This window comes from Paractinoplanes durhamensis, assembly GCF_016862175.1.
Taxonomy (GTDB): domain Bacteria; phylum Actinomycetota; class Actinomycetes; order Mycobacteriales; family Micromonosporaceae; genus Actinoplanes; species Actinoplanes durhamensis.
The window spans coordinates 20569-38634 of record NZ_BOML01000067.1; the positions used below are offsets into that span (position 1 = coordinate 20569).

20 protein-coding genes are annotated in these 18066 nt (G+C 68.8%); 8 read left to right on the plus strand and 12 right to left on the minus strand.

Annotated features, from left to right (window positions below; all coding sequences use genetic code 11):
- Window positions 1–23: 23 nt before the first annotated feature.
- The 6 genes from Adu01nite_RS40350 to Adu01nite_RS40375 form a co-directional block, all read right to left on the minus strand.
- Window positions 24–428, minus strand: a complete 405-nt coding sequence (locus Adu01nite_RS40350; RefSeq protein ID WP_203734630.1) for a hypothetical protein — start codon at window positions 426–428, stop codon at window positions 24–26.
- A gap of 347 nt (window positions 429–775) precedes the next feature.
- Window positions 776–1147, minus strand: a complete 372-nt coding sequence (locus tag Adu01nite_RS40355) for a VOC family protein (protein WP_203734631.1) — start codon at window positions 1145–1147, stop codon at window positions 776–778.
- 173 nt (window positions 1148–1320) lie between these two features.
- The gene (locus Adu01nite_RS40360; protein ID WP_203734632.1) at window positions 1321–1872 is read right to left on the minus strand and encodes an EF-hand domain-containing protein; all 552 of its coding nucleotides are present in this window, start codon (window positions 1870–1872) and stop codon (window positions 1321–1323) included.
- A gap of 518 nt (window positions 1873–2390) precedes the next feature.
- A complete protein-coding gene (locus tag Adu01nite_RS40365; protein ID WP_203734633.1) occupies window positions 2391–3617 on the minus strand; it encodes an RNA polymerase sigma factor in 1227 nt (408 codons plus the stop codon).
- Window positions 3614–3955, minus strand: coding sequence for a YciI family protein (locus Adu01nite_RS40370; protein WP_203734634.1), 342 nt, complete (start codon window positions 3953–3955; stop codon window positions 3614–3616). Before Adu01nite_RS40370 ends, Adu01nite_RS40365 begins: the two co-directional genes overlap by 4 nt.
- A gap of 55 nt (window positions 3956–4010) precedes the next feature.
- Window positions 4011–4373 carry a nuclear transport factor 2 family protein gene (locus tag Adu01nite_RS40375; RefSeq protein ID WP_203734635.1) on the minus strand — a complete coding sequence of 121 codons (363 nt, stop codon included), beginning with the start codon at window positions 4371–4373 and terminating at the stop codon, window positions 4011–4013.
- A gap of 11 nt (window positions 4374–4384) precedes the next feature.
- On the opposite strand from Adu01nite_RS40375, the gene Adu01nite_RS40380 reads away from it, so the two are divergent.
- Window positions 4385–4756, plus strand: a complete 372-nt coding sequence (locus Adu01nite_RS40380; protein ID WP_203734636.1) for an SbtR family transcriptional regulator — start codon at window positions 4385–4387, stop codon at window positions 4754–4756.
- Here the strand turns inward: Adu01nite_RS40380 and Adu01nite_RS40385 are convergent.
- The 5 genes from Adu01nite_RS40385 to Adu01nite_RS40405 are packed head-to-tail and all read right to left on the minus strand — an operon-like array spanning window position 4740 to window position 10144.
- Window positions 4740–5336: a GrpB family protein gene (locus Adu01nite_RS40385; protein WP_239133084.1), complete on the minus strand. Its 597-nt coding sequence runs from the start codon at window positions 5334–5336 to the stop codon at window positions 4740–4742. The two genes, Adu01nite_RS40380 and Adu01nite_RS40385, sit on opposite strands and share 17 nt — an antisense overlap.
- A gap of 42 nt (window positions 5337–5378) precedes the next feature.
- Entirely contained in the window at window positions 5379–6890 is a 1512-nt protein-coding gene (gene arfA, locus Adu01nite_RS40390) for an arabinosylfuranosidase ArfA (RefSeq protein ID WP_239133085.1), read from the minus strand.
- 11 nt (window positions 6891–6901) lie between these two features.
- Window positions 6902–7768 (minus strand): carbohydrate ABC transporter permease, encoded by an 867-nt coding sequence (locus Adu01nite_RS40395; RefSeq protein WP_203734637.1) that lies wholly within the window; start codon window positions 7766–7768, stop codon window positions 6902–6904.
- Window positions 7765–8727, minus strand: a complete 963-nt coding sequence (locus tag Adu01nite_RS40400) for a carbohydrate ABC transporter permease (protein WP_203734638.1) — start codon at window positions 8725–8727, stop codon at window positions 7765–7767. Before Adu01nite_RS40400 ends, Adu01nite_RS40395 begins: the two co-directional genes overlap by 4 nt.
- A gap of 52 nt (window positions 8728–8779) precedes the next feature.
- Complete coding sequence (locus tag Adu01nite_RS40405) at window positions 8780–10144, minus strand: extracellular solute-binding protein (protein WP_203734639.1); 1365 nt, start codon at window positions 10142–10144, stop codon at window positions 8780–8782.
- A 273-nt stretch (window positions 10145–10417) separates the two neighbouring features.
- On the opposite strand from Adu01nite_RS40405, the gene Adu01nite_RS40410 reads away from it, so the two are divergent.
- The 7 genes from Adu01nite_RS40410 to Adu01nite_RS40440 all read left to right on the plus strand — a co-directional run bounded on the left by Adu01nite_RS40410 (window position 10418) and on the right by Adu01nite_RS40440 (window position 16803).
- Window positions 10418–11434 (plus strand): LacI family DNA-binding transcriptional regulator, encoded by a 1017-nt coding sequence (locus Adu01nite_RS40410; RefSeq protein WP_203734640.1) that lies wholly within the window; start codon window positions 10418–10420, stop codon window positions 11432–11434.
- 116 nt (window positions 11435–11550) lie between these two features.
- Complete coding sequence (locus Adu01nite_RS40415; RefSeq protein WP_239133086.1) at window positions 11551–12603, plus strand: hypothetical protein; 1053 nt, start codon at window positions 11551–11553, stop codon at window positions 12601–12603.
- Window positions 12600–13442 carry a hypothetical protein gene (locus Adu01nite_RS40420; protein WP_203734641.1) on the plus strand — a complete coding sequence of 281 codons (843 nt, stop codon included), beginning with the start codon at window positions 12600–12602 and terminating at the stop codon, window positions 13440–13442. Before Adu01nite_RS40415 ends, Adu01nite_RS40420 begins: the two co-directional genes overlap by 4 nt.
- Window positions 13439–13789: a hypothetical protein gene (locus Adu01nite_RS40425; protein ID WP_203734642.1), complete on the plus strand. Its 351-nt coding sequence runs from the start codon at window positions 13439–13441 to the stop codon at window positions 13787–13789. The genes Adu01nite_RS40420 and Adu01nite_RS40425 overlap by 4 nt, the downstream gene beginning before the upstream one ends.
- Window positions 13786–15003 (plus strand): hypothetical protein, encoded by a 1218-nt coding sequence (locus Adu01nite_RS40430; RefSeq protein WP_203734643.1) that lies wholly within the window; start codon window positions 13786–13788, stop codon window positions 15001–15003. The genes Adu01nite_RS40425 and Adu01nite_RS40430 overlap by 4 nt, the downstream gene beginning before the upstream one ends.
- A 369-nt stretch (window positions 15004–15372) precedes the next feature.
- Window positions 15373–16365 (plus strand): discoidin domain-containing protein, encoded by a 993-nt coding sequence (locus tag Adu01nite_RS40435; RefSeq protein WP_203734644.1) that lies wholly within the window; start codon window positions 15373–15375, stop codon window positions 16363–16365.
- A gap of 114 nt (window positions 16366–16479) precedes the next feature.
- Window positions 16480–16803 carry a hypothetical protein gene (locus Adu01nite_RS40440; protein WP_203734645.1) on the plus strand — a complete coding sequence of 108 codons (324 nt, stop codon included), beginning with the start codon at window positions 16480–16482 and terminating at the stop codon, window positions 16801–16803.
- A 134-nt stretch (window positions 16804–16937) separates the two neighbouring features.
- Here the strand turns inward: Adu01nite_RS40440 and Adu01nite_RS40445 are convergent, their stop codons facing one another.
- Complete coding sequence (locus Adu01nite_RS40445) at window positions 16938–18014, minus strand: DUF2278 family protein (RefSeq protein ID WP_307836675.1); 1077 nt, start codon at window positions 18012–18014, stop codon at window positions 16938–16940.
- Window positions 18015–18066: the final 52 nt, after the last annotated feature.

Here is an 18066-nt window from a genome sequence, read left to right on the forward strand (position 1 = left end):
AGCATCCGCGGCACCCAGCAGTGTTACCGCCGCGTTCGGTGCCATCGTCGCAGTCGACGCCAGGCATCTCCGACGAAATCACCGAGAGCGAGGGCCGCAAAACCGTAGCCAAGGATCTGTTTCCACAAGCTGTCGTCCTGGGCGAAACCCACACCTATGACGACCGCCCCAAGAGTCTTCCACCACGACCAACTGGACTCGTCGCGGCGGACCACCGCATTCTCCTGACGGAACGGATCTCGGCCGATCGCGTCGTGAAACGCTGTGCCCAACCGGATCCGGCTGAAGTCGCCCCGGCGCACCACCTCGGCGACTTCCGGCAATACGGGCGCCACAAGTGCCAGCTCCGCCTCCGTAAGCGTAGCCACCAGCGGGCGCGGCGGGCCGACGCGCAACCTCAGCCGCACCTTGCCCGTCTCATCGCCCAAGGAGACGGTCCATACATCCTGCACACAAATGCCCGTCTTGAAGAGGCCGGCCGCGGCACACGCGCTTGAACAGCAACGTCCCTACCGTCAAGAACAGCTAACAGCTGTCGTGGGTAGAGACGCAAGACTGTTCAAACGGCCACCGTCAGAGATCGCGTCCTCGGGCCGCGGCCAGAGCTGGGTGCACTATGCGACCGAGATCGCAGGTCCCCTTTTGCGGCCGCTCGGGAACTGTTCCTGCAGATGGAGCCGTCGATCGAGTCGTTCGATCCAGGGTGTAAGCCCTGGGACTTCGATTTGCTGCAGAACGATACGGTCGTTCTTTCCATCGACGACTGCGTCAGCGACTAATCCAGGTCTTCGCCCACGTCCAGCCGGTTGCCGTCGGGGTCGGCGAGCACGAACGTCCGCATTCCGTAGTCGGCATCGCGCAGCCGCTTGATGATGCGGACGCGGTGGGCGCACAGGTACTTGTAGAGCGCCTCAGCGTCGGCAGTCAGCAGGTGTGCCACGTTGGCCGTACCGGCGACGTGCTTGGGCTGCAGCGTCAAGTGCAACTGTGCGGCGTCGCGTTCGACGATGGCAAAGCCGACCGGGTCGCCGTTCTCAAAAGTCTTGGTGAAGCCCAGCACGCCGACGTAGAAATCCAGCGCCCGGGAAAGGTCGGTCACGGCGATCGTCGGTGCCGCCCGGCCGAATCTGGGCAGGTCGTTCGTCATGTCTACCTCGGTGATGGCGGGACCGGACCATCGATGCAGTGCGCGGGCGGTGCCGCGCCGGCGGTCCGGAAGTTCCCGAGGCGGTGCTCGGCTTCGCGGCCAGTCTATCGGGCCAAGTACGCCCGCTGCTTGCGGACCCCGGCCGGCCGGCACCCTTCGTGGGACCCGGCGATCTAGTGTTCGATGTGGCCGAAGAAGAGGCTGCCGGGCGAGTTGAGCTCGGGTGAGGTGAAGAAATCCCGGATGGCACCGATGAATTCGCCGCGGCTGATCCGCCCGTCGTCATCGGTGTCCAACTCCAGGAAGACGTTCAGCGCTTCGAGGTCCGACACACCCCACGCCTCCAGGAACACCTTGTACTCCGGCTTGCTGATGGTGTCGTCCCCGTCGGTGTCCATCACGTCGAAGATCGCCTGCGGGACCACCTCGGCCATGGTGAACCGGCTCCGGTCGACGCCGGCGGCCTGGTTCGCAAGCACGAACTGCTCTTTCGACAGCCGATCGACGCCGTCCACCTGCTGCAGCAGCTCCGACCAGTACTTCTGATAAGCGGCGCGCAGGGCATGCGCCCGGCGGTCCTCCGCAACGATGCCGTATCCGTTCAGGTAGTGACTGATCAGGCGCTCATAGTCGCTCCAGTCGACAAATCCGTCCTGGTCGGTGTCGTTCGCACTGAACAGATACCCGAGCTTCACGGCGATCGGATCATCAGCGCCATCGGTCATGTGCCCTGGCCTTCCGACTGTCAGCGACACCGCATGCACGGTTGGTGACCAATCTACCGCAGAATTGACGATTGAGGCGTTCGCAGCGCTCAGTCCGCCTTCGAGGTGGCGCCGACGCCTGGCTGGTCGGCGTCGGCGTTCCGTAGTGCGAGGCTGCGATGCGGATCCGTTGTGGTGCCAACGGGGTTTCGCGCAGGGCTGGTTTCGGAAGAGACCTGGGTGGTTGGCAACCGGCCGGGAGGAGCGTCCTGATTTGGCCGCGATGCCGTTCTCCTGGCCGGGCGGCGACGTACTTCTCTCGCCGTGGAGCCCCTGGAACCTGATCTCCCGACGGGGGAGGTTGATCTGCCCGATGTCCCGATCGGGCCTCCTGACCGGTCCGCCGGCGCCATGACGCAACGGCGCTGCGTCGCTGTGAGCTACGGCAGCATTTCGCCCGAGACCTCGGAGTTAGCAGATCACGGACGCCGGTTGCGGCATGCCGACAGAACTGTTGCGTCGACGATTCTTTCGGTGTCTTATTCGGGGGGCGTGGTCGTGGGCGGTGGCCGCCACCGCACGCCCGCGGCCGCGTCAAGGTCGGTGGCGCGGCCGAGCAGGAAGCGCCGCTCGGCCGCGTTTCCGGCCAGGTCGGCCGCGGTCCGGAACTCCTCGGCGGCCTCCGCCGGGCGGCCCAGGCGGCGCAGCAGGTCGGCGCGGACCACGTGCCACACGTGGTGGCGGCCGCTCATCGACGTCAGGTCGTCGACTATCCGCAGCGCGGGACCAGGGCCGTCCACCTCGGCGACCGCGACCGCCCGGTGCAGCGCCACCACCGTCGTCGGGGTTATTGCCAGCAGCTGGTCGTAGAGGGTGCGGACCTGCCGCCAGTCGGTCTCGCCGTCGCTGTGCACGGCGTTGATCGCGGCCTGGATCTGGTACGGGCCCGGGCGGCCTCGGCGCAGGCAGGCCCGCACCAGGGTCCGGCCCTCGGCGATCAGGTCCCGGTCCCAGAGCGTGCGGTCCTGGTCGGCCAGCAGCACCGGGTCGCCACCGGCCGTGGTGCGGGCCGGGCGGCGTGACTCGATCAGCAGCATCAGGGCGAGCAGGCCGCGCGCCTCCGGCTCGTCCGGCATCAGGACCACGACCAGGCGGGCCAGGCGAATTGCTTCCGCGGTCATTTCCGTACGCGCAACAAGCTCGCCGCCGCTCGGGGCGTACCCCTCGTTGAAGATCAGGTAGAGGACCGCCAGGACCGCGCCGAGCCGGACCGGCAGGTCCGCGTCGCGCGGCACTCGATAGGGAATGCCGGCGTCGCGGATCTTGCTCTTGGCCCGGCTGATCCGCTGGGCCATGGTCGGCTCGGGCACCAGGAAGGCGCGGGCGATCTCGGCGGTGGTCAGACCGCCGATCAGCCGCAGGGTGAGCGCCACCCGGGAGGCCGGCGCGAGCGCCGGATGGCAGCACGTGAAGATCAGTCGAAGCATGTCGTCCGGTTCCTCGCCGAAAGAGACCACGGCGGCCACCTCCCGCGCGGGCCGTTCCGACTCGCGCCGGAGATGGTCGATCGCCCGGTTCCGGGCAGTGGTGATGATCCAGCCGGCCGGGCTGGGCGGGATGCCCAGCTCCGGCCACCGCCGGACGGCCGTCACGAACGCGTCCTGCACCGCTTCCTCGGCAAGCTCGATGTCCCCGAAGTAGCGGATGAGGACGGCGACGGCCCGCCCGTACTCCGCGCGGAAGATCCGCTCGATCTCGGTGCTCACTGAATCGGACGGACCTCGATCGCGAGCGGTGCGAGCACGGCCGCCATCCGGCCGCCCCAGTCGAGCGCCTCGTCGAGGTCCTCGGCCTGGATGACGGTGAAGCCGCCCAGGTGCTCCTTGCCCTCGGTGAACGGCCCGTCGGTGAGCACCGGCTCGCCACCGGAGTCCCGGATGACGGTCGCGCTCTCCGGCGCGTGCAACCCGGCCGCGAAGACCCAGGTCCCGCCGGCCTTCATCTCCTCGTTGAGCTTCCCGAGGTTCGCCATGATCGGTCCGAGAACCTCGGGCGGCGGCGGAGGTCCGTCGGGCTGATAGATGCTGAGCAGGTACTGACGCATGGTGCGCTCCCTTCCTTCATCACCTGTACGAGCCGGGGCCTACCGCTTTCGACACTCACCCGCGAAGAATTTCGGCGAGCTGCCGATGGTCGTGATAATCCCGGGTCGCCACGATCAACCCGTCGCGGACCCGCAGCACCTGAATGTTGGAGAGCAGCCGCCCACCAACCGCATACTTCCACTCCGCGACGACCACCTCCGGGTCATCGGTGACGTACACCCGCAGGTCGCGGGGTTCCAGGGCCACCGTCCCGGCGTGCTGCGCGAAGTGCTGCCGCACCTCCTCCCGCCCCTGGAGCCGGGCGGGCGCGAACGGGATCTCCACGTCCGCATCCTCGGCATAGAGCAGATGCAGCGACGACCACTCCCCGCTGCCGATCCCGTCGCTGAGCTTCTGAAAGACCTCTCGTGGCGTCATCGCCGACCTCCATGTCAAATAGAGTCCTCACTCCGCTTAGCAAACGCCTCACCGAGGACGCCACCCGTCTGGCCGAGGACGAGGATCCCGGCCAGGCGCTCGCGACCTTCCTACGCCAGGCGGTCGATCAGAGCGAGGTCAAGAACGCCCTCGCCGGCCTGCTCACCTCGGCCGGCATCGACATCCCGAAGCAGGAAGGGCTGCGGGCGGCGCTCGGCACGCTGCTGCGCCGGGCGCAGGAATCCGGCGCGGTGCGCCAAGATCTTGAGGTGCCCGAGCTGATCGGCCTGCTTGCGGGCACTTCCAAGGCGATGGAGTACGCCGGGGAGAGCGCGGCCGCCCGCGGTCGGATCCTGGACGTGATCCTCAACGGCCTGCGCTGAAGATCCGGCCGAAGATCTGGTCGATCACGTCGTTCTTGCCCATGTTGTAGTCGCCGGGGCGGTCGGCGGTCTCGTCGGCCACGCGCCGCTTCGTCTCCGCGTAGCGGGTGCGGTCGTCGGGGTGGGTGCGCAGCCAGTCGCGGAACAGGCGGTGGCGGGTCAGCTCGGGTGAGCTCGGCGGCCAGACATGCAGGTTGACCGAAGCGTCCGCCGGGATCAGCATGCGGTGGCCGTGCCACCAGGGCTCGCGCAGGATCAGGCGGAAGCCGATCTCTTCCAGCGGCGGCAGGTAGGACGCCTCGTCCTCGGTGTCGGCAACCGTGAGGTCGATGTCGATGACCGGCTTGGCGGGCAGGCCGGGGACCGACGTGGAACCGACGTGCTCGATCGCGATGACCGCCGGGCCCAGCGCCGACCTGATCAGGGAGCCGGCAGCATCGAATCGCTCGGGCCACGACGGGTCGTAGTCCTCGATCACGATGCGCTGCCAGCTCCCCGGGCGTTCGCCGACCAGGCGGGACTTCTGCTGCTCAGGGGTTCCGACGCGGCGCTCGCGCACCTCGGGCGGGTATTCGGCCAACTCGCACCTCCGGGAAAAGGGAAGTCGGCCAGACTACGACAACTAGGCCGTGCGGGTGAGCCGGATCGCGCTCCAGGACACCGGAGCGAGGGTTGCCCGCAGTTCGCCGTCGGTCACCGTCGCTCCGGCCAGGTCGTGCGGGACCACGCGGTCCGGGTCGGTGGCCGTGTTGGTGGCGTTCGGGTCGTCGTCGTGCACGGTCCACGTCTCGGCGACCTGCAGGTCGGCGCCGAAGCCGGCGAGCGGCACCGTCAAGGTCGCCGGAGCGTCCTGGGAGCGGTTGACCACGAAGACCGTCACGTCGCCGGACTCCGGGTCGTGGGTGGCCACCGCGTCGATCAGCGGGACGTCGCCGTAGCGGGCCGTCTCGTAGCTCGGGGCGGCCGGCTCGACCCGCAGGACGTCGCCCTTGGCCAGGCGGGACGTCAGGGCGAACGGGTGGAAGATGGTCTGCCGCCAGGCCGCGCCGCCCGGCTCGGTGCGGATCGGGGCGATCACGTTGACCAGCTGGGCCTGGCAGGCCGCGGTCACCCGGTCGCTGTGCCGGAGCAACGAGATCAGCAGGCTGCCGACCACGACCGCGTCGGTCACGTTGTAGCTGTCCTCGATCACCGGCGGGGCGACCTGCCACTCGGTCTCCCGGGTGGCCTGGAACCGGGTCAGGTACCAGACGTTCCACTCGTCGAACGAGATCTTCAGGCGCTTCTTGCTCTTCAGCTTGGCGCCGACGCTGTCCGCGGTGGCGGTCACGCTGTTGATGAAGTGGTCCATGTCGACGGCGGACGCCAGAAAGCTGCCGATGTCGCCGTCCAGCGGCTCGTAGTACGCGTGCGCCGAGATGTAGTCGACCTGGTCGTAGGTGAGTTCCAGAACCTCCGCCTCCCACGCCGCGAACGTCGGCATCGAGGAACTGGAACTGCCGCAGGCGACGAGTTCCAGGTCGGGCTCGGCGGCCCGCATCGCCCGTGCGGTTTCGGCCGCGAGACGCCCGTACTCGTAAGCGGTCTTGTGTCCTGTCTGCCAAGGACCGTCGAGTTCGTTGCCGAGGCAGAACATCGAGATCCCGTACGGCTTGTCGGCACCGTTCGATCGGCGCAGCTCGGCCAGGCGGGTGCGGTCGGGGTGGTTCAGGTACTCCTGCACGTCCAGGGCCTCGGCGACCCCGCGGGTGCCGAGGTTCAACGCGTACATCACCTCGACGCCGGCCTTGCCCGCCCAGCGCATGAATTCGTCGATGCCCACCTCGTTGGTCTCCAGGCTGTGCCAGGCGAGGTCGCGCCGGACCGGCCGGTCGGCGACCGGGCCGATGCCGTCCTCCCAGCGGTAGCCGGAGACGAAGTTGCCGCCGGGGTAGCGCACCGTCGACACGCCGAGCTCGCGGGTCAGTGCGAGAACGTCCTGCCGGAAGCCGTCCGAGTCGGCGGTCGGGTGCGTGGGCTCGTAGATGCCGGTGTAGACGCAGCGGCCCATGTGCTCGACGAACGAGCCGAAGGTGCGGCGGGAGACCGGCGCGATGGTGAATGCGGGGTCGAGGCGGAACGAAGCGGAAAGCACGGTTCTCCCGGTTACTTGAGGCTGCCCACGGCCAGCCCGCCCCGCCAGTACTTCTGCAGGGTGAGGAAGGCGATGACCAGCGGGATGATCGACACCAGCGAGCCGACGATGATCAGGTTCCAGAGCGACTGACCGCCGCCGTTGTTGGAGCTGGCCAGGGTGGTCCACAGGGTGATGCCGACGGTGAGGGGGTAGAGCTTGGAGGTGGAGAGCATGACCAGCGGCAGGAAGAAGTTGTTCCAGGTGGCGACCACCGAGAGCAGCAGCACGGTGATCACGCCGGGGCGCATGAGCGGCAGCGCCACCTTGAAGAAGGTGCGCAGCTCGCCGGCGCCGTCGATGCGGGCCGCGTCCAGCAACTCGTCCGGGATGGACGCGGCGGCGTACACCCGCATCAGGTAGACCGCGAACGGGCTCAGCAGCGACGGCAGGATGACCGCCCAGATCGTGTCGATCAGCCCGATGTTGGTCATCATCACGAAGGTCGGGATGACCAGCGAGGTCAGCGGCACCACGACCGAGCCGAGGACGGCGGCGAACACGATGTTGCGGCCGCGGAACTTGAACTTCGCGAAGCCGTAGCCGGCCAGCACCGAGATGATCGTGCAGCCGATGCCGCCGGTGAGCGCGTACAGCACCGAATTGCCGAGCCACGTCAGGAATTCGCCGTTGTTGTACGCGAACAGGTCGTGCAAATTCTCGAAGAAGTGGAAGCCACCCTTGAACCAGAGCGCGCCACTGCCGGAGAACAGGCCCTCGGCGTTCTTGGTGCTCGCCACCAGCAGCCACCAGACCGGCACCAGGAAATAACAGATCAGGGCCAGCAGCAGCAATTTCCCCCAGATGTGCCGGGGAATACGACGCGGGGTCTCACTCATGTGAAGAGGCTCCCTCGCTTGCGAGTAACGAACATGAAGATCGCCACGGCCACGAACACCACGAAACCGAGCGAGAACGAGATGGCCGACGCGTAGTTGAACTGCGCATATTGCAGGGCCAGGGTGACCGCGTAGATGTTCGGCGTGAAGTCGGGCGTGATGGTGCCGTTCGCGATCGGGCCGAGAACCTTCGGCTCGACGAAGAACTGCAGGGTGCCGATCAGCGCGAAGACCAGGATGAGGGCGAGCGCCGGGGTGATCAGCGGAATCTTGATCCGGAGCGAGATCTGCCGGGAGGTGGCGCCGTCGGTCCGCGCCGCCTCATAGATCGAGGTGTCGATGCCCTGCAGCGCCGCATAGATGATGATCATGTAATAGCCGGCCCACTGCCAGGTGACCACGTTCAGCAGCCCGTAGAAGATGTTTCCCTGGCTGAGCAGGAACGGCGCCTGCACATTGAACAGCGTCGAGATCTGCTCGATCGGTCCGAAGCTCGGGCTGTAGAGAAAACCCCACATCAACGAGCCGAGAACCACCGGGATTGCGTACGGGAGGAAGATGATCAACCGGGCGAAACGCGCGAGGCGTCCCACGACCTCGTCCAGCAACAGTGCCGCGAACAACGCCACGATCACCTGGAGCGGGATCACCACGAGGCTGAACTTCAGCACGAACCACAAACCGTGCAGGAACGACGGGTCGGTGAACGCGCGCTTGTAGTTGTCGATCCCGGCGAACGTCGTACCGGTCGCCAGGCCCTTGGTGTAAAGGCTCAGGTAGGCCGCGTAGGCCAGCGGCGCCACCAGGAAGGCGACGAACACGACGAGGAACGGGAAGATGAAGAACCAGCCGACCCAGTGGCGCCGCGCCGATCCGCGACGGCCGCCCGGGGCCGCCGGGGTGTCGGGGACGACGGCGCCGGCGCTCAGCGCGGTCGGCGGTGTCTCGATGCTGGCCATGACGCTCCCTACCGCGGAGCCGGGCGGCGGTCGGCCGCCCGGCTCCTACGGGCTACTTGACGGTGAAACCCTGGCTCTTGGCGTACGTGACCAGCGCTGCCTGCAGGTCGGTGGCCGCCTTGTCGCCGGTCGTCTGCCCGGCGTTGAGCTTCACGATCTGCGCCTGCAGCTGGGCGTAGTAGTAGACGGTGAAGGGGCTGTAGACCGCGCCCTTGTAGGCGTTCTCGGCCGGGATGTAGATGTCCTTGTTCGCCGTCTGGCCGTTGAAGAAGTCGACCTTCGCGTTGATGAAATCGTCCGACTTCAGCACGCTCTGGTTGAGCGGGAAGATCGTCTGGGTCTTCCAGCCGTCGGTGAGCGACGCCTCGTCGGCGTACAGACCGAGGGCGACCTTGGCCGCGGCGGCCTTGTCGGAAGCCTGGCTGGTCACCGCGAACGCGGAACCGCCCCAGTTGACCGAGACCGGGTTGGCCGTGTCCCACTGCGGCAGCGCCGCCACCGCGAACTTGCCCTTGGACGAGCCGTTGCCGACGCCGGCGCCGGTCAGGTAGCCGGGCGCCCAGGCGGCCGAGACGTAGGTGGCGTACTTACCGCCGACCATGCCCGCCACGTAGTCGGTGGTGAACTGGTCCTCCTTGCCGATCTGCTTCTTGGTCGACAGGTCGGCCCAGTAGTTCAGCACGTCCTTGGTGGCCTGGTCGTCGACCTTGATGCCGATGTTCTGCTTGTCGGACAGGTCGTACGCGAACGGCGTCGCGCCCTTCTGGATCATCAGCGCGGTGGTCACCGCCGGCACGTTGCTGGCGAAGTCGCCGAACGGCGGGCCGCCGGCCGCCTTCACCTTGGCCGCGTCCGCGGCGTACTCGGCCCAGGTCGTCGGGGGCTTGGTGATGCCGTACTTGGCGAAGACGTCGGTGCGGTAGATCAGCGCCATCGGGCCACCGTCGATCGGGGCCGCGTAGACCTTGTCGCCCTGCGAGACGTCCTTCCAGGCACCCTCGCTGAAGTTCTTTTTAACATCATTTGCGCCGTACGGCGAAAGGTCGACCAGCGCGTCCTGGATCTCGAAGCCGACCAGCTGGTCCGCCTCGAGCATGACGACGTCCGGCGCGCCCTTCTTGGCCGAGACGGCGGTCTGGAACTTCGAGTACTCGTCCTGGCCCTGGCCGGCGTTGGTCCAGCAGACCTGAACGTCGGTGTGCTGGTTGTTGAAGTTGTCGACGACCTTGGCCATGTTCGGGTACCAGGCCCAGACGAGAACGCGCGGAGCGTCCTCTTTTACGATCTTGTTGGTGCAGTTCGTGGGCTTGGCCGCCGTGCCTCCGCTGCTGCCGCTGTCGTCGCTGCCGCTGCAGGCGGCGAGACCGAGAGCGAGAACGACGGGGGCCACGACGGAGAGAGTTTTCTTCAGGCGCATTCCTGGCCTCCTCTAGATTGGGCACCGGATCCGGGCATTTCGGGCACGTTAGATTACCGACCGTGATGTCCGGTTCGGGGTGGGGGTGCGCTATCTGTGGTGGATGCCGAGGGTGGGGGGAGCTCACCACTCGCCGGTGATGTGTGATGTAAGTTCCAATTGCAGCGCTGCAAAGGACTATGCCTCGACCTTTCGGGTCTGGCAAGAGGCAACGTCACGGAAATACTTTCGTTACGCAGGCGCCCCGCGCCCGCCTGAACGGGGAGGCAACCCTTGCGAGAAACTACGCTGCGTGACGTCGCGGAGCTGGCCGGCGTCTCCCCGCGCACGGTCTCCAACGTGGTCAACGGCTACGCCAAAGTCACCGACAGCACCCGGGCCAAGGTCGAGGCGGCGATCGCCGAACTCGGCTACCGGCCCAACGTTCTCGCCCGGAATCTGGCCACCGGCCGGTCCGGGCAGATCGTCGTGGTGGTGCCCTATCTGGACACGCCGTACTTCGCCGAGCTGCTGCAGGCGATCATCCCGGCCGCCCGCAAGGTCGGCTACAACGTGCTCATCGACCAGACGGACGGTGATCGGCAGCACGAGGGCGAGCTCATCGGGCGCGGCTCCCGGCGCTTCCTGTTCGACGGAATGATCATCAGTCCGCTCGGCCTCTCCCAGAACGATCTCTCCCAGCGCGACCCCGACCTGCCCCTGGTCGTGCTCGGCGAACGCGTCTCGGACGGCACCTTCGACCACGTCGGGATCGACGACGTGGCGGCCTCGACCGAGGCGGTCTCCCACCTGATCGCGATCGGCCGGCGCCGGATCGCCGCGATCGGTGACCAGCCGTACCCCACCGGCGAGGCCGCCCAGCTGCGCACCCGGGGTTTCCGCGCCGCGCACGAGGCGGCCGGACTGCCGGTCGACGAGTCGCTGATCATCGGGACCGCCCGCTTCAACCGGATCGACGGCGCCACCGCGATGGCCGCCCTGCTCGACCGGGCCGACCCGCCGGACGCCGTCTTCTGCTACAGCGACCTGGTCGCCTCCGGCGCCATCCACACCGCGCTCGGCCGCGGGCTGCGGGTGCCCGAGGACATCGCCGTGATCGGCTACGACGACATCGAGGACGGCCGCTACAGCCAGCCCACGATCAGCACCATCTCCCCCGACAAGAAGGCGATAGCGCAACTGGCCGTCGACCGGCTCCTGCTGCGCATCGCCGGCCACGCACCGATCCCCGGCGTCGAACTGCGCGCCCCGCACGAGCTGATCCCCCGGCAGAGCACCCTGGGATATTGATCTTCATGGACACCGTCCGGTCGTCGAATGTGAACGGCCAGTTGACGGATCATTGACCCGGGGGAATGTAGGTTGGCCCTGGTCGGGCTTGTCCGGGACTACCTGAGGAGCGGGTCGTGGTGTCATTTTCCGCGCGCGAACGCTGGATCATGCTGGTGGCCAGTGCATGGCTGGTCACCGGGTTGCAGCTGGACGCCTACGCGCACGCGACCACCCCCGAGCTGGAGACGTTCTGGACGCCGTGGCACGCCGTCCTCTACTCCGGCATCGCCGTCTCCGGCCTCACCCTGGTCTGGCTGCTGCGCTCCCGACTGCCCACCATCCCCACCTACCGGACCGTGCTGGCGCTGCCCAACGCGCTGCGCGTGCCGATGCTCGGCATGGCGTTCCTGCTGGTCGGCGGCGGCATCGACACGCTGTGGCACAACATCTTCGGCATCGAGCAGGGCCTGGAGATCTTCGTCAGCCCCAGCCACGAGTTCATCATCCTCGGCATGGTGCTGGTCGCGGCCGGCCCCGCGCTGATGACCGCGGTCCAACCGGGCGACCGGCTGTCGATCGCCGACGGCGCGCTGGTCACCGTGTCGGCGCTGCTCACCGTGCTGCCGCTGCACATCTACTCGCTGCACGCCAACATCCTCGGCACCATCTTCTTCGGCGAGGGCGACGATCCCGTACGCATCTATTCGACCGACGCCCAGATGATGCACGGCTTCCTGTTCACCACCGTGCTGCTGTTCCTGCCGATCATCCTGATCGGCCGCCGCTGGCGGCTGCCGATCGGCGTGCCGGCCGTGCTCGTCGCCCTGCCCGCCTTCGCCATGCACCTGATGTTCCTCGAGGGCGAGCCGTGGTGGATGCCGGTGACCGTGGCGCTCGCCGCCCTCGGCACCGAGTTGCTCGCCCGGGTCGTCGCGCCGATCGTGCCGCTGCCGGCCTCCGGGGCGTGGGTGCTGCTCGGCCTGGTCGCGCCGCCGCTGGTGTGGGGCTCGCTGCTGCTGGTCGCCGACATCGAGATCGGCGTCGGCTGGAACGTGCACATCGTCAGCGGCCTGCTCACCTACACGGCCCTGACCGGCATCGGCACCGTCCTGGTCGCCCGGAACGTCCGCCCGCCGGCACCGGTCGCTCCGCTTTCCGCGAGCGCCGAGGCCGTCTCCGCCCAGTGATCCGTCGCTGCCTCCTCGTTCTCGTCGCGATCGGGCTCGTGCTGGGGTGGGGAACGCCCGCGTCCGCACACGCCGGCGGGCTCGTCGCCACCGATGCCCGCAGCCGGGTCGTCTCGCTCACGCCGCCGGTCCCCGGCCTGTCGGTGACCGCCGTCGAGGGCGGCGCCAAGCTGCGCCTGGTCAACGGGACCGGCGTCGCGGTAACGGCGGCCGGCACCACCGTCGCGCCCGGCGACTCGCTGACCTGGGCCGAGCCGCTCAGCTCACCGGCCGGCCGCCGGGCCGCCGGCGACTGGTCGCTGACCGTGGACGCCGGCGGCACGCCGGTCACCGTGCGTGGCGTCTTCGACTGGACCGCACCGCCGCCGTTCCTGCCCTGGTGGGCGCTCACCCTCTTACTCGCCGTAGCCGTTCCCCTGCTGTGCCGGCGGGTGCACCGCGCCGATCTCGTCCTCGCCGGGATCGGGCTGGGTGCGATGGCGGCGTCGCTCGCGCACGTGATCGGGTCCAGTCTTGCCGTCACCTCGGCGCCGTTCGCCGGAACCTTCGTGAACGCGACCGGGATCAACCTCCTCGCCTGGCCCCTCATCGCCGGCGGGTTCGTCGCGGTCGTGCGCGGCAAGCCGGCCGGGTTGCTGGCCGTCTGCGCCGGGGCGGCGCTGACCGCGGTCTTCGTCCTGCCCGACGTCACCGCCTTCCACCGCTCGGTGCTGCCGTTCGCCGGGCCGGCCGTCCTCGAACGGCTTCTCGTGGTGGTCGCGCTGGGCGGGGGCGCGGGAGCCGCGGTGGCGGGGGCGGCGGTGTTGCGTACGCTCGCAGCTCGTCAGGAAGCCGCATGAAACGCACCGTTGCCCTGGTCGCAGTGGTTTTGCTGGCCGGCTGCAGCCAAGCTCCCGCGGCGCACGCCGTCGCCGGCTGCGCCTCCCCCGCCGCCACCGGGACGGTGACCGTGACCGCCGCCGTGCTCGACGGGCGCGCCGACCCCGCGCCGCACCGGGTCTCGATCCCGCTCGGCGCCACCGTCCAGGTGCAGGTGACCGCCGACCGGGTGCTGCCGGTGCATATCCACGGTTATGACCGCGAATACGACGCGCCCGGCTGCGCCGCCTTCACCGCCGACCGGGCCGGGCTCTTCGACGTCGAGGCCCACCCCGACACCCTGCTGGTGCAGCTCGAGGTGCGATGAGCGTCCTCGCCCACGGCGTCGGCCAGTCGACCGACCTGCCGTTGCCGCTCGACCTGGTCCTGCAGGCCGGCGCCGCCACCGTGGTCGTCTCGTTCCTCGGTTCGGCCTTTCTGTGGCGCCGGGCCCGGCTGTCCCCCGTATTCGAGCGCCACCCGCGCTCCCGGTGGTGGCTTCCGCCTCTGCAGTTCGGGACGCTCGCGCTGTCGGTCTTTCTGGTGGCCGACGCGTTCTTCGGCCCGCGCGACGCATCGAACCCGGCGGCCCACGCGCTCTACGTGTGGCTGTGGGTCGGCCTGATCCCGTTGAGCATCGTTTTCGGCCCGGCCTGGCGAGCGCTGAATCCCCTGCGAACCCTTTTCCGGCTCCTGCGCCTGGACCGAATCCGCCGGCCCGAGCCGGAGGCCGGCAGCTCTGCTTCAGCCGACACCGCTGGGCCCGTTCGCTGGGCTGCCGCCGCTGCTCTGCTTGCCTTCGTGTGGCTGGAGCTGGTCGCGCCGGACCGGGCGGACCCGCTGGTCGTCGGCGGCTTTCTGGTCGGCTACGCGGTCGTGCAACTTGGGCTGGCCGTCCGCTTCGGCGAGGAGTGGTTCGGGCGCGGGGATGCCTTCGAGGTCTACTCCGATCTCGCCGGGCGGCTCAGCCCACTCCGGTGGCGGCCCTGGCTGTCCGGCCTGGCGGCCGATCATCCGGGCGGCCTCGGGCGGGCGGCCTTCCTCGCGATCTGGTGGGGATCCACCATTTTCGACAGCGCGTCCGGCTCGCCGGCCTGGGCCGGCTTCGTACAACGAACCGGGCATGCGACCTGGCTGGGCACGGCGGGTCTGGTCGCGGTCTGCGGGTTGGTGCTTTTAGGCGTACGCCGCCCAGCAGTCACCAATTCGCTGATTCCCATCGCGGTGGGTTACACCCTCGCCCACTACCTGACGTTACTGATGGTCGAGGGCCCACGCGGCGTGCTCCTGCTGGCGCAACAGTGGGGCATCGCCGAGGGCGCGGCATGGACCGTCGGGCCCGACCCGCAGGTCGTGTCGGTGCTCCAGGTGACGCTGATTCTCGCTGGTCACGCCCTCGGCGTACGGTCCGCACACGACCTGGCGCTGACCGATGCCGCACCGGACCGCCCGCCACTGGCCACGCTGGCCGACGAGTTCCCGGTCGTACTCTTCATGATCGCCTGCACGTGGGCGGGCCTGTTCCTGCTCTTCGTCCGGTAACGGACAGTGCCGCAAACGCATCGACGTTCGAAAGATCGCTAAGCTACGCCGCGTCCGACCCGACCGCCATCGAGGGAGATGTGGGTGAACGGCGCGCCATCGGAGAATCCCGAGCCGACTGACGTAGCAGCTCCGAACCCGACCCCCGGCCCGGCGTTGCCCAGGCGCTCCCCCGCCGGCGATGCCGCACCCGCCGCTTTCGGCCCCCCGGTCCCCACGCCCGCGCCCGCCGCGTTCGGGCCCCCGGCGTCCGCGTCCGGTCAGCAGCAGCCGGCGCAGGACTCCCCGGAGCGAGCCGCAACTGACCGGGCCGCCGCACTGCGCGCCGTCTTCGCGGCATCACCCCGGCCCGGCCGCCCATCGGAGTTCATGTCCCGCGATCTCCGCGGACACGCCGCGCCCGGCGCCTTCACCGGCCGCGAAAACCCCGGCTCGAAAGCCGCCGACCAGGCGTCCCCGCAGCCAGGCGACGGGCGCTCCTCGTCCAGCGCGATCCCGAACGCCCGCGGGTTGCGTTCCCCGGCAACCGACCAACCGGCAGCGCGGAAGGGCAACGGCCGCCCGACGCCGTCCTTCGGCACGGGTTCGGGCGCCGCAGGCCAGGGTTTCGGCGCCGCTCCAGGGGGCGCCTCTCCGGCCGTCGGCGCCGGATCAGGTGCTTCGGCGCGGCGGCGACGGCGGCTCTGGCTGGTGCCGGTCATCGCCGGGGCGCTCGCGCTCGGTGCGGTCGGCGGCGGGTTCGTGGTCAGCCGCGACAAGAACGCCGCGGCCGAGGACTCCACGACGGACAGCGGCAACCAGATCGCGCCGACCGATCGGGAGACCGCCACCGGCCTGGCCGGTTCGCCGGTGCCATCGGCCGCACCCTCGATCGAGCCGGCCCCGGTCTCCGTCTCGCCGACCGTCACCGCCACCACCACCACCAAGCCCTCGCCGTCGGCCTCCCCCACCGTCACCGGCCGCGCCAACACCGCGGGCGCCAACCTGGCCCTGCACAAGACCGCGACCACCTCCAGCGTCGAATCCGCCACCTGGCCGGCGTCGGCCGCGGTGGACGGCGACATGGAGAGCCGCTGGAGCAGCGGCTTCGCCGACCCGCAGTGGATCACCGTCGACCTGGGCGCGGTCTGGGCGATCAACGACGTACGCCTCGCCTGGGAGCACGCCTACGCTCTCCACTACCGCGTCGACATCTCCCTGGACGCCCGCCACTGGTCAACCGTCTACAAGACAACGGCCGGAACCGACGGCCCCCGCGAAATCCGGCTGTCCGCGGCGACCCCGGCCCGCTACGTACGCATGTACGGCACCAAGCGTGTCAGCCAGTACGGCTTCTCACTGCAGGAGTTCGAGGTCCACTGACCTGACCGAAGATTTGACCGACATAAACTGGCGAAATCTCCAGGTCGCGCTCGGGCTTCGGCCCGATATGCCTGGGCCGGGGCAAGCCGCTCGTTGATCAAAGAAGGTTACTGGGTGCGGGACAAAGCTGACATCGAATTCGTCGAAGCCGCGGGCGAACGCTTGACTCGCCTTGGGTTCTCACTCGTCGAGGAGCACCAGGGCGGCCGGGAAGAAATGTGGCGATACGACAACGGAGTCGTCTCCATCGCCCTCATCTGGGAATTGATGGCAGATACAAGCCTCTTTGTCACGATGGCCGGCAGCGGCGGTGGCACGCATTTCTTGTCCCACGTCTGGGCGGATTTTCTGGGCGTCCCCAAGCCTGGCAGCAGGTCCGGAATCGACGCGCATGCCACACCCGTGGAGGGGGTGTCGACCTTGTCGAGTTCGCGTTAGGAACGAGCACGAAATTTTCAAGATCTGCGGAGCAGAGCGGGCTGGTGCGGCCGCCGAGCGGCGCAGCCGCTGACACCAGCAGCGGCGGCGCCGACTCGGCAGTGCGACCCGGCCCAAGCCGGGCGGCGTGGTGGCTAGAAGGTTATCGTCCAGCCCTCCCGGCGGGCCTGGTCGGCTGTGTAGGCGACGCCGTCGACCTTCAGGCCTCGGGCGTCCAGCAGCGTTATCGTGCCGCCCTGGTTGCTCAGTTGCAGGGGCGGCGAGACGACGACCCGGAGGGCGTCGCCGGCGGGCAGGCGGCCGGCCAGTCCGTGGCGGTTGCCGGCCCGGTCGAGCACCGCCCAGCCGACCAGGTCGATCTCGTCGGGCGTGGTGTTCAGCAGGGTGACCGACTCCGCCTCCGGGGCGGGGCCGACCGGGTTGGCGAGGGCGCCCACGATGCGGACGAGATGGTCGGGCTCGCCCGGACCGGGCCTCGGGGCCGGACCCGGGTTCGGGATCTCCGGCAGCGTGTGGCCGGTGGTGTCGTCGGTGTGGAACGACTGCGACTGGAAGGCCAGGAAGATCGCCACCCATTCGTCCGCCCCGAAGTGCAGCAGCAGCCCGCCGTCCTGGAATACGCCGTCGTCGTCGGCGAAACGTCCGCTGTTTCCCTGATTCATGTGGACGTCGTGCACGCCGTTCCCGGGCGAGAAATGAAATACCTTGTCGGGCGTGGTCGGTTCCGGCCCCCACGCCTGCCCGAATACGAATGCCCGCGCCCCGGCGTCGCCGAGCGCCCGCCGCACATAGTGATCGAGGAAGTCGCCGAGGTCGTTCTCCGGCCCGGGCGCCGAGGTCGGCACCGGCCGCATCGCGTCCCGCTGGAAGAGGTTTCCCCGGATGTAGTCCAGCGCCGGCCCACCGGCCTGCCCGCTGAGCTCGGTGAACCCGTCCGGCAGCGCACCGACCTGGGTGAGGATCGGATGCGCGAAGTTGTCCGCCGCAAGATACAGAAGCTCCGGCGGCCGCTGCTGCGACCGCACGTTGACCGCGGCGCGATAGTCCACCCCGTCGGCCCGTAAATGTATTTGATAATGCGGCGTATCGGAGGTTTCGATACGGCGATCGATAACCGCGGCCCGAAGAACCCCATAACGCTTGATTGGCATGCCGCGAGTAAAACACCGCCGGCCCACCGCTTCAGTCGGAAGATCTACATGCGCCCGCATTTCGCCCACCGTTCACCCGACCGGGCGCGATCTCTCGGGCGCCGACGCAGGC

Bases quoted from the DNA above. Each gene is read 5' to 3' on its own strand.
- Adu01nite_RS40370 (WP_203734634.1), bottom strand. From the start codon at position 3,955: ATGCGTCAGTACCTGCTCAGCATCTATCAGCCCGACGGACCTCCGCCG.
- Adu01nite_RS40380 (WP_203734636.1), top strand. From the start codon at position 4,385: ATGTCAAATAGAGTCCTCACTCCGCTTAGCAAACGCCTCACCGAGGAC.
- Adu01nite_RS40430 (WP_203734643.1), top strand. From the start codon at position 13,786: ATGAGCGTCCTCGCCCACGGCGTCGGCCAGTCGACCGACCTGCCGTTG.
- Adu01nite_RS40355 (WP_203734631.1), bottom strand. From the start codon at position 1,147: ATGACGAACGACCTGCCCAGATTCGGCCGGGCGGCACCGACGATCGCC.
- Adu01nite_RS40375 (WP_203734635.1), bottom strand. From the start codon at position 4,373: ATGACGCCACGAGAGGTCTTTCAGAAGCTCAGCGACGGGATCGGCAGC.
- Adu01nite_RS40405 (WP_203734639.1), bottom strand. From the start codon at position 10,144: ATGCGCCTGAAGAAAACTCTCTCCGTCGTGGCCCCCGTCGTTCTCGCT.
- Adu01nite_RS40435 (WP_203734644.1), top strand. From the start codon at position 15,373: ATGTCCCGCGATCTCCGCGGACACGCCGCGCCCGGCGCCTTCACCGGC.
- Adu01nite_RS40445 (WP_307836675.1), bottom strand. From the start codon at position 18,014: ATGCGGGCGCATGTAGATCTTCCGACTGAAGCGGTGGGCCGGCGGTGT.
- Adu01nite_RS40425 (WP_203734642.1), top strand. From the start codon at position 13,439: ATGAAACGCACCGTTGCCCTGGTCGCAGTGGTTTTGCTGGCCGGCTGC.
- Adu01nite_RS40395 (WP_203734637.1), bottom strand. From the start codon at position 7,768: ATGAGTGAGACCCCGCGTCGTATTCCCCGGCACATCTGGGGGAAATTG.
- Adu01nite_RS40400 (WP_203734638.1), bottom strand. From the start codon at position 8,727: ATGGCCAGCATCGAGACACCGCCGACCGCGCTGAGCGCCGGCGCCGTC.
- Adu01nite_RS40360 (WP_203734632.1), bottom strand. From the start codon at position 1,872: ATGACCGATGGCGCTGATGATCCGATCGCCGTGAAGCTCGGGTATCTG.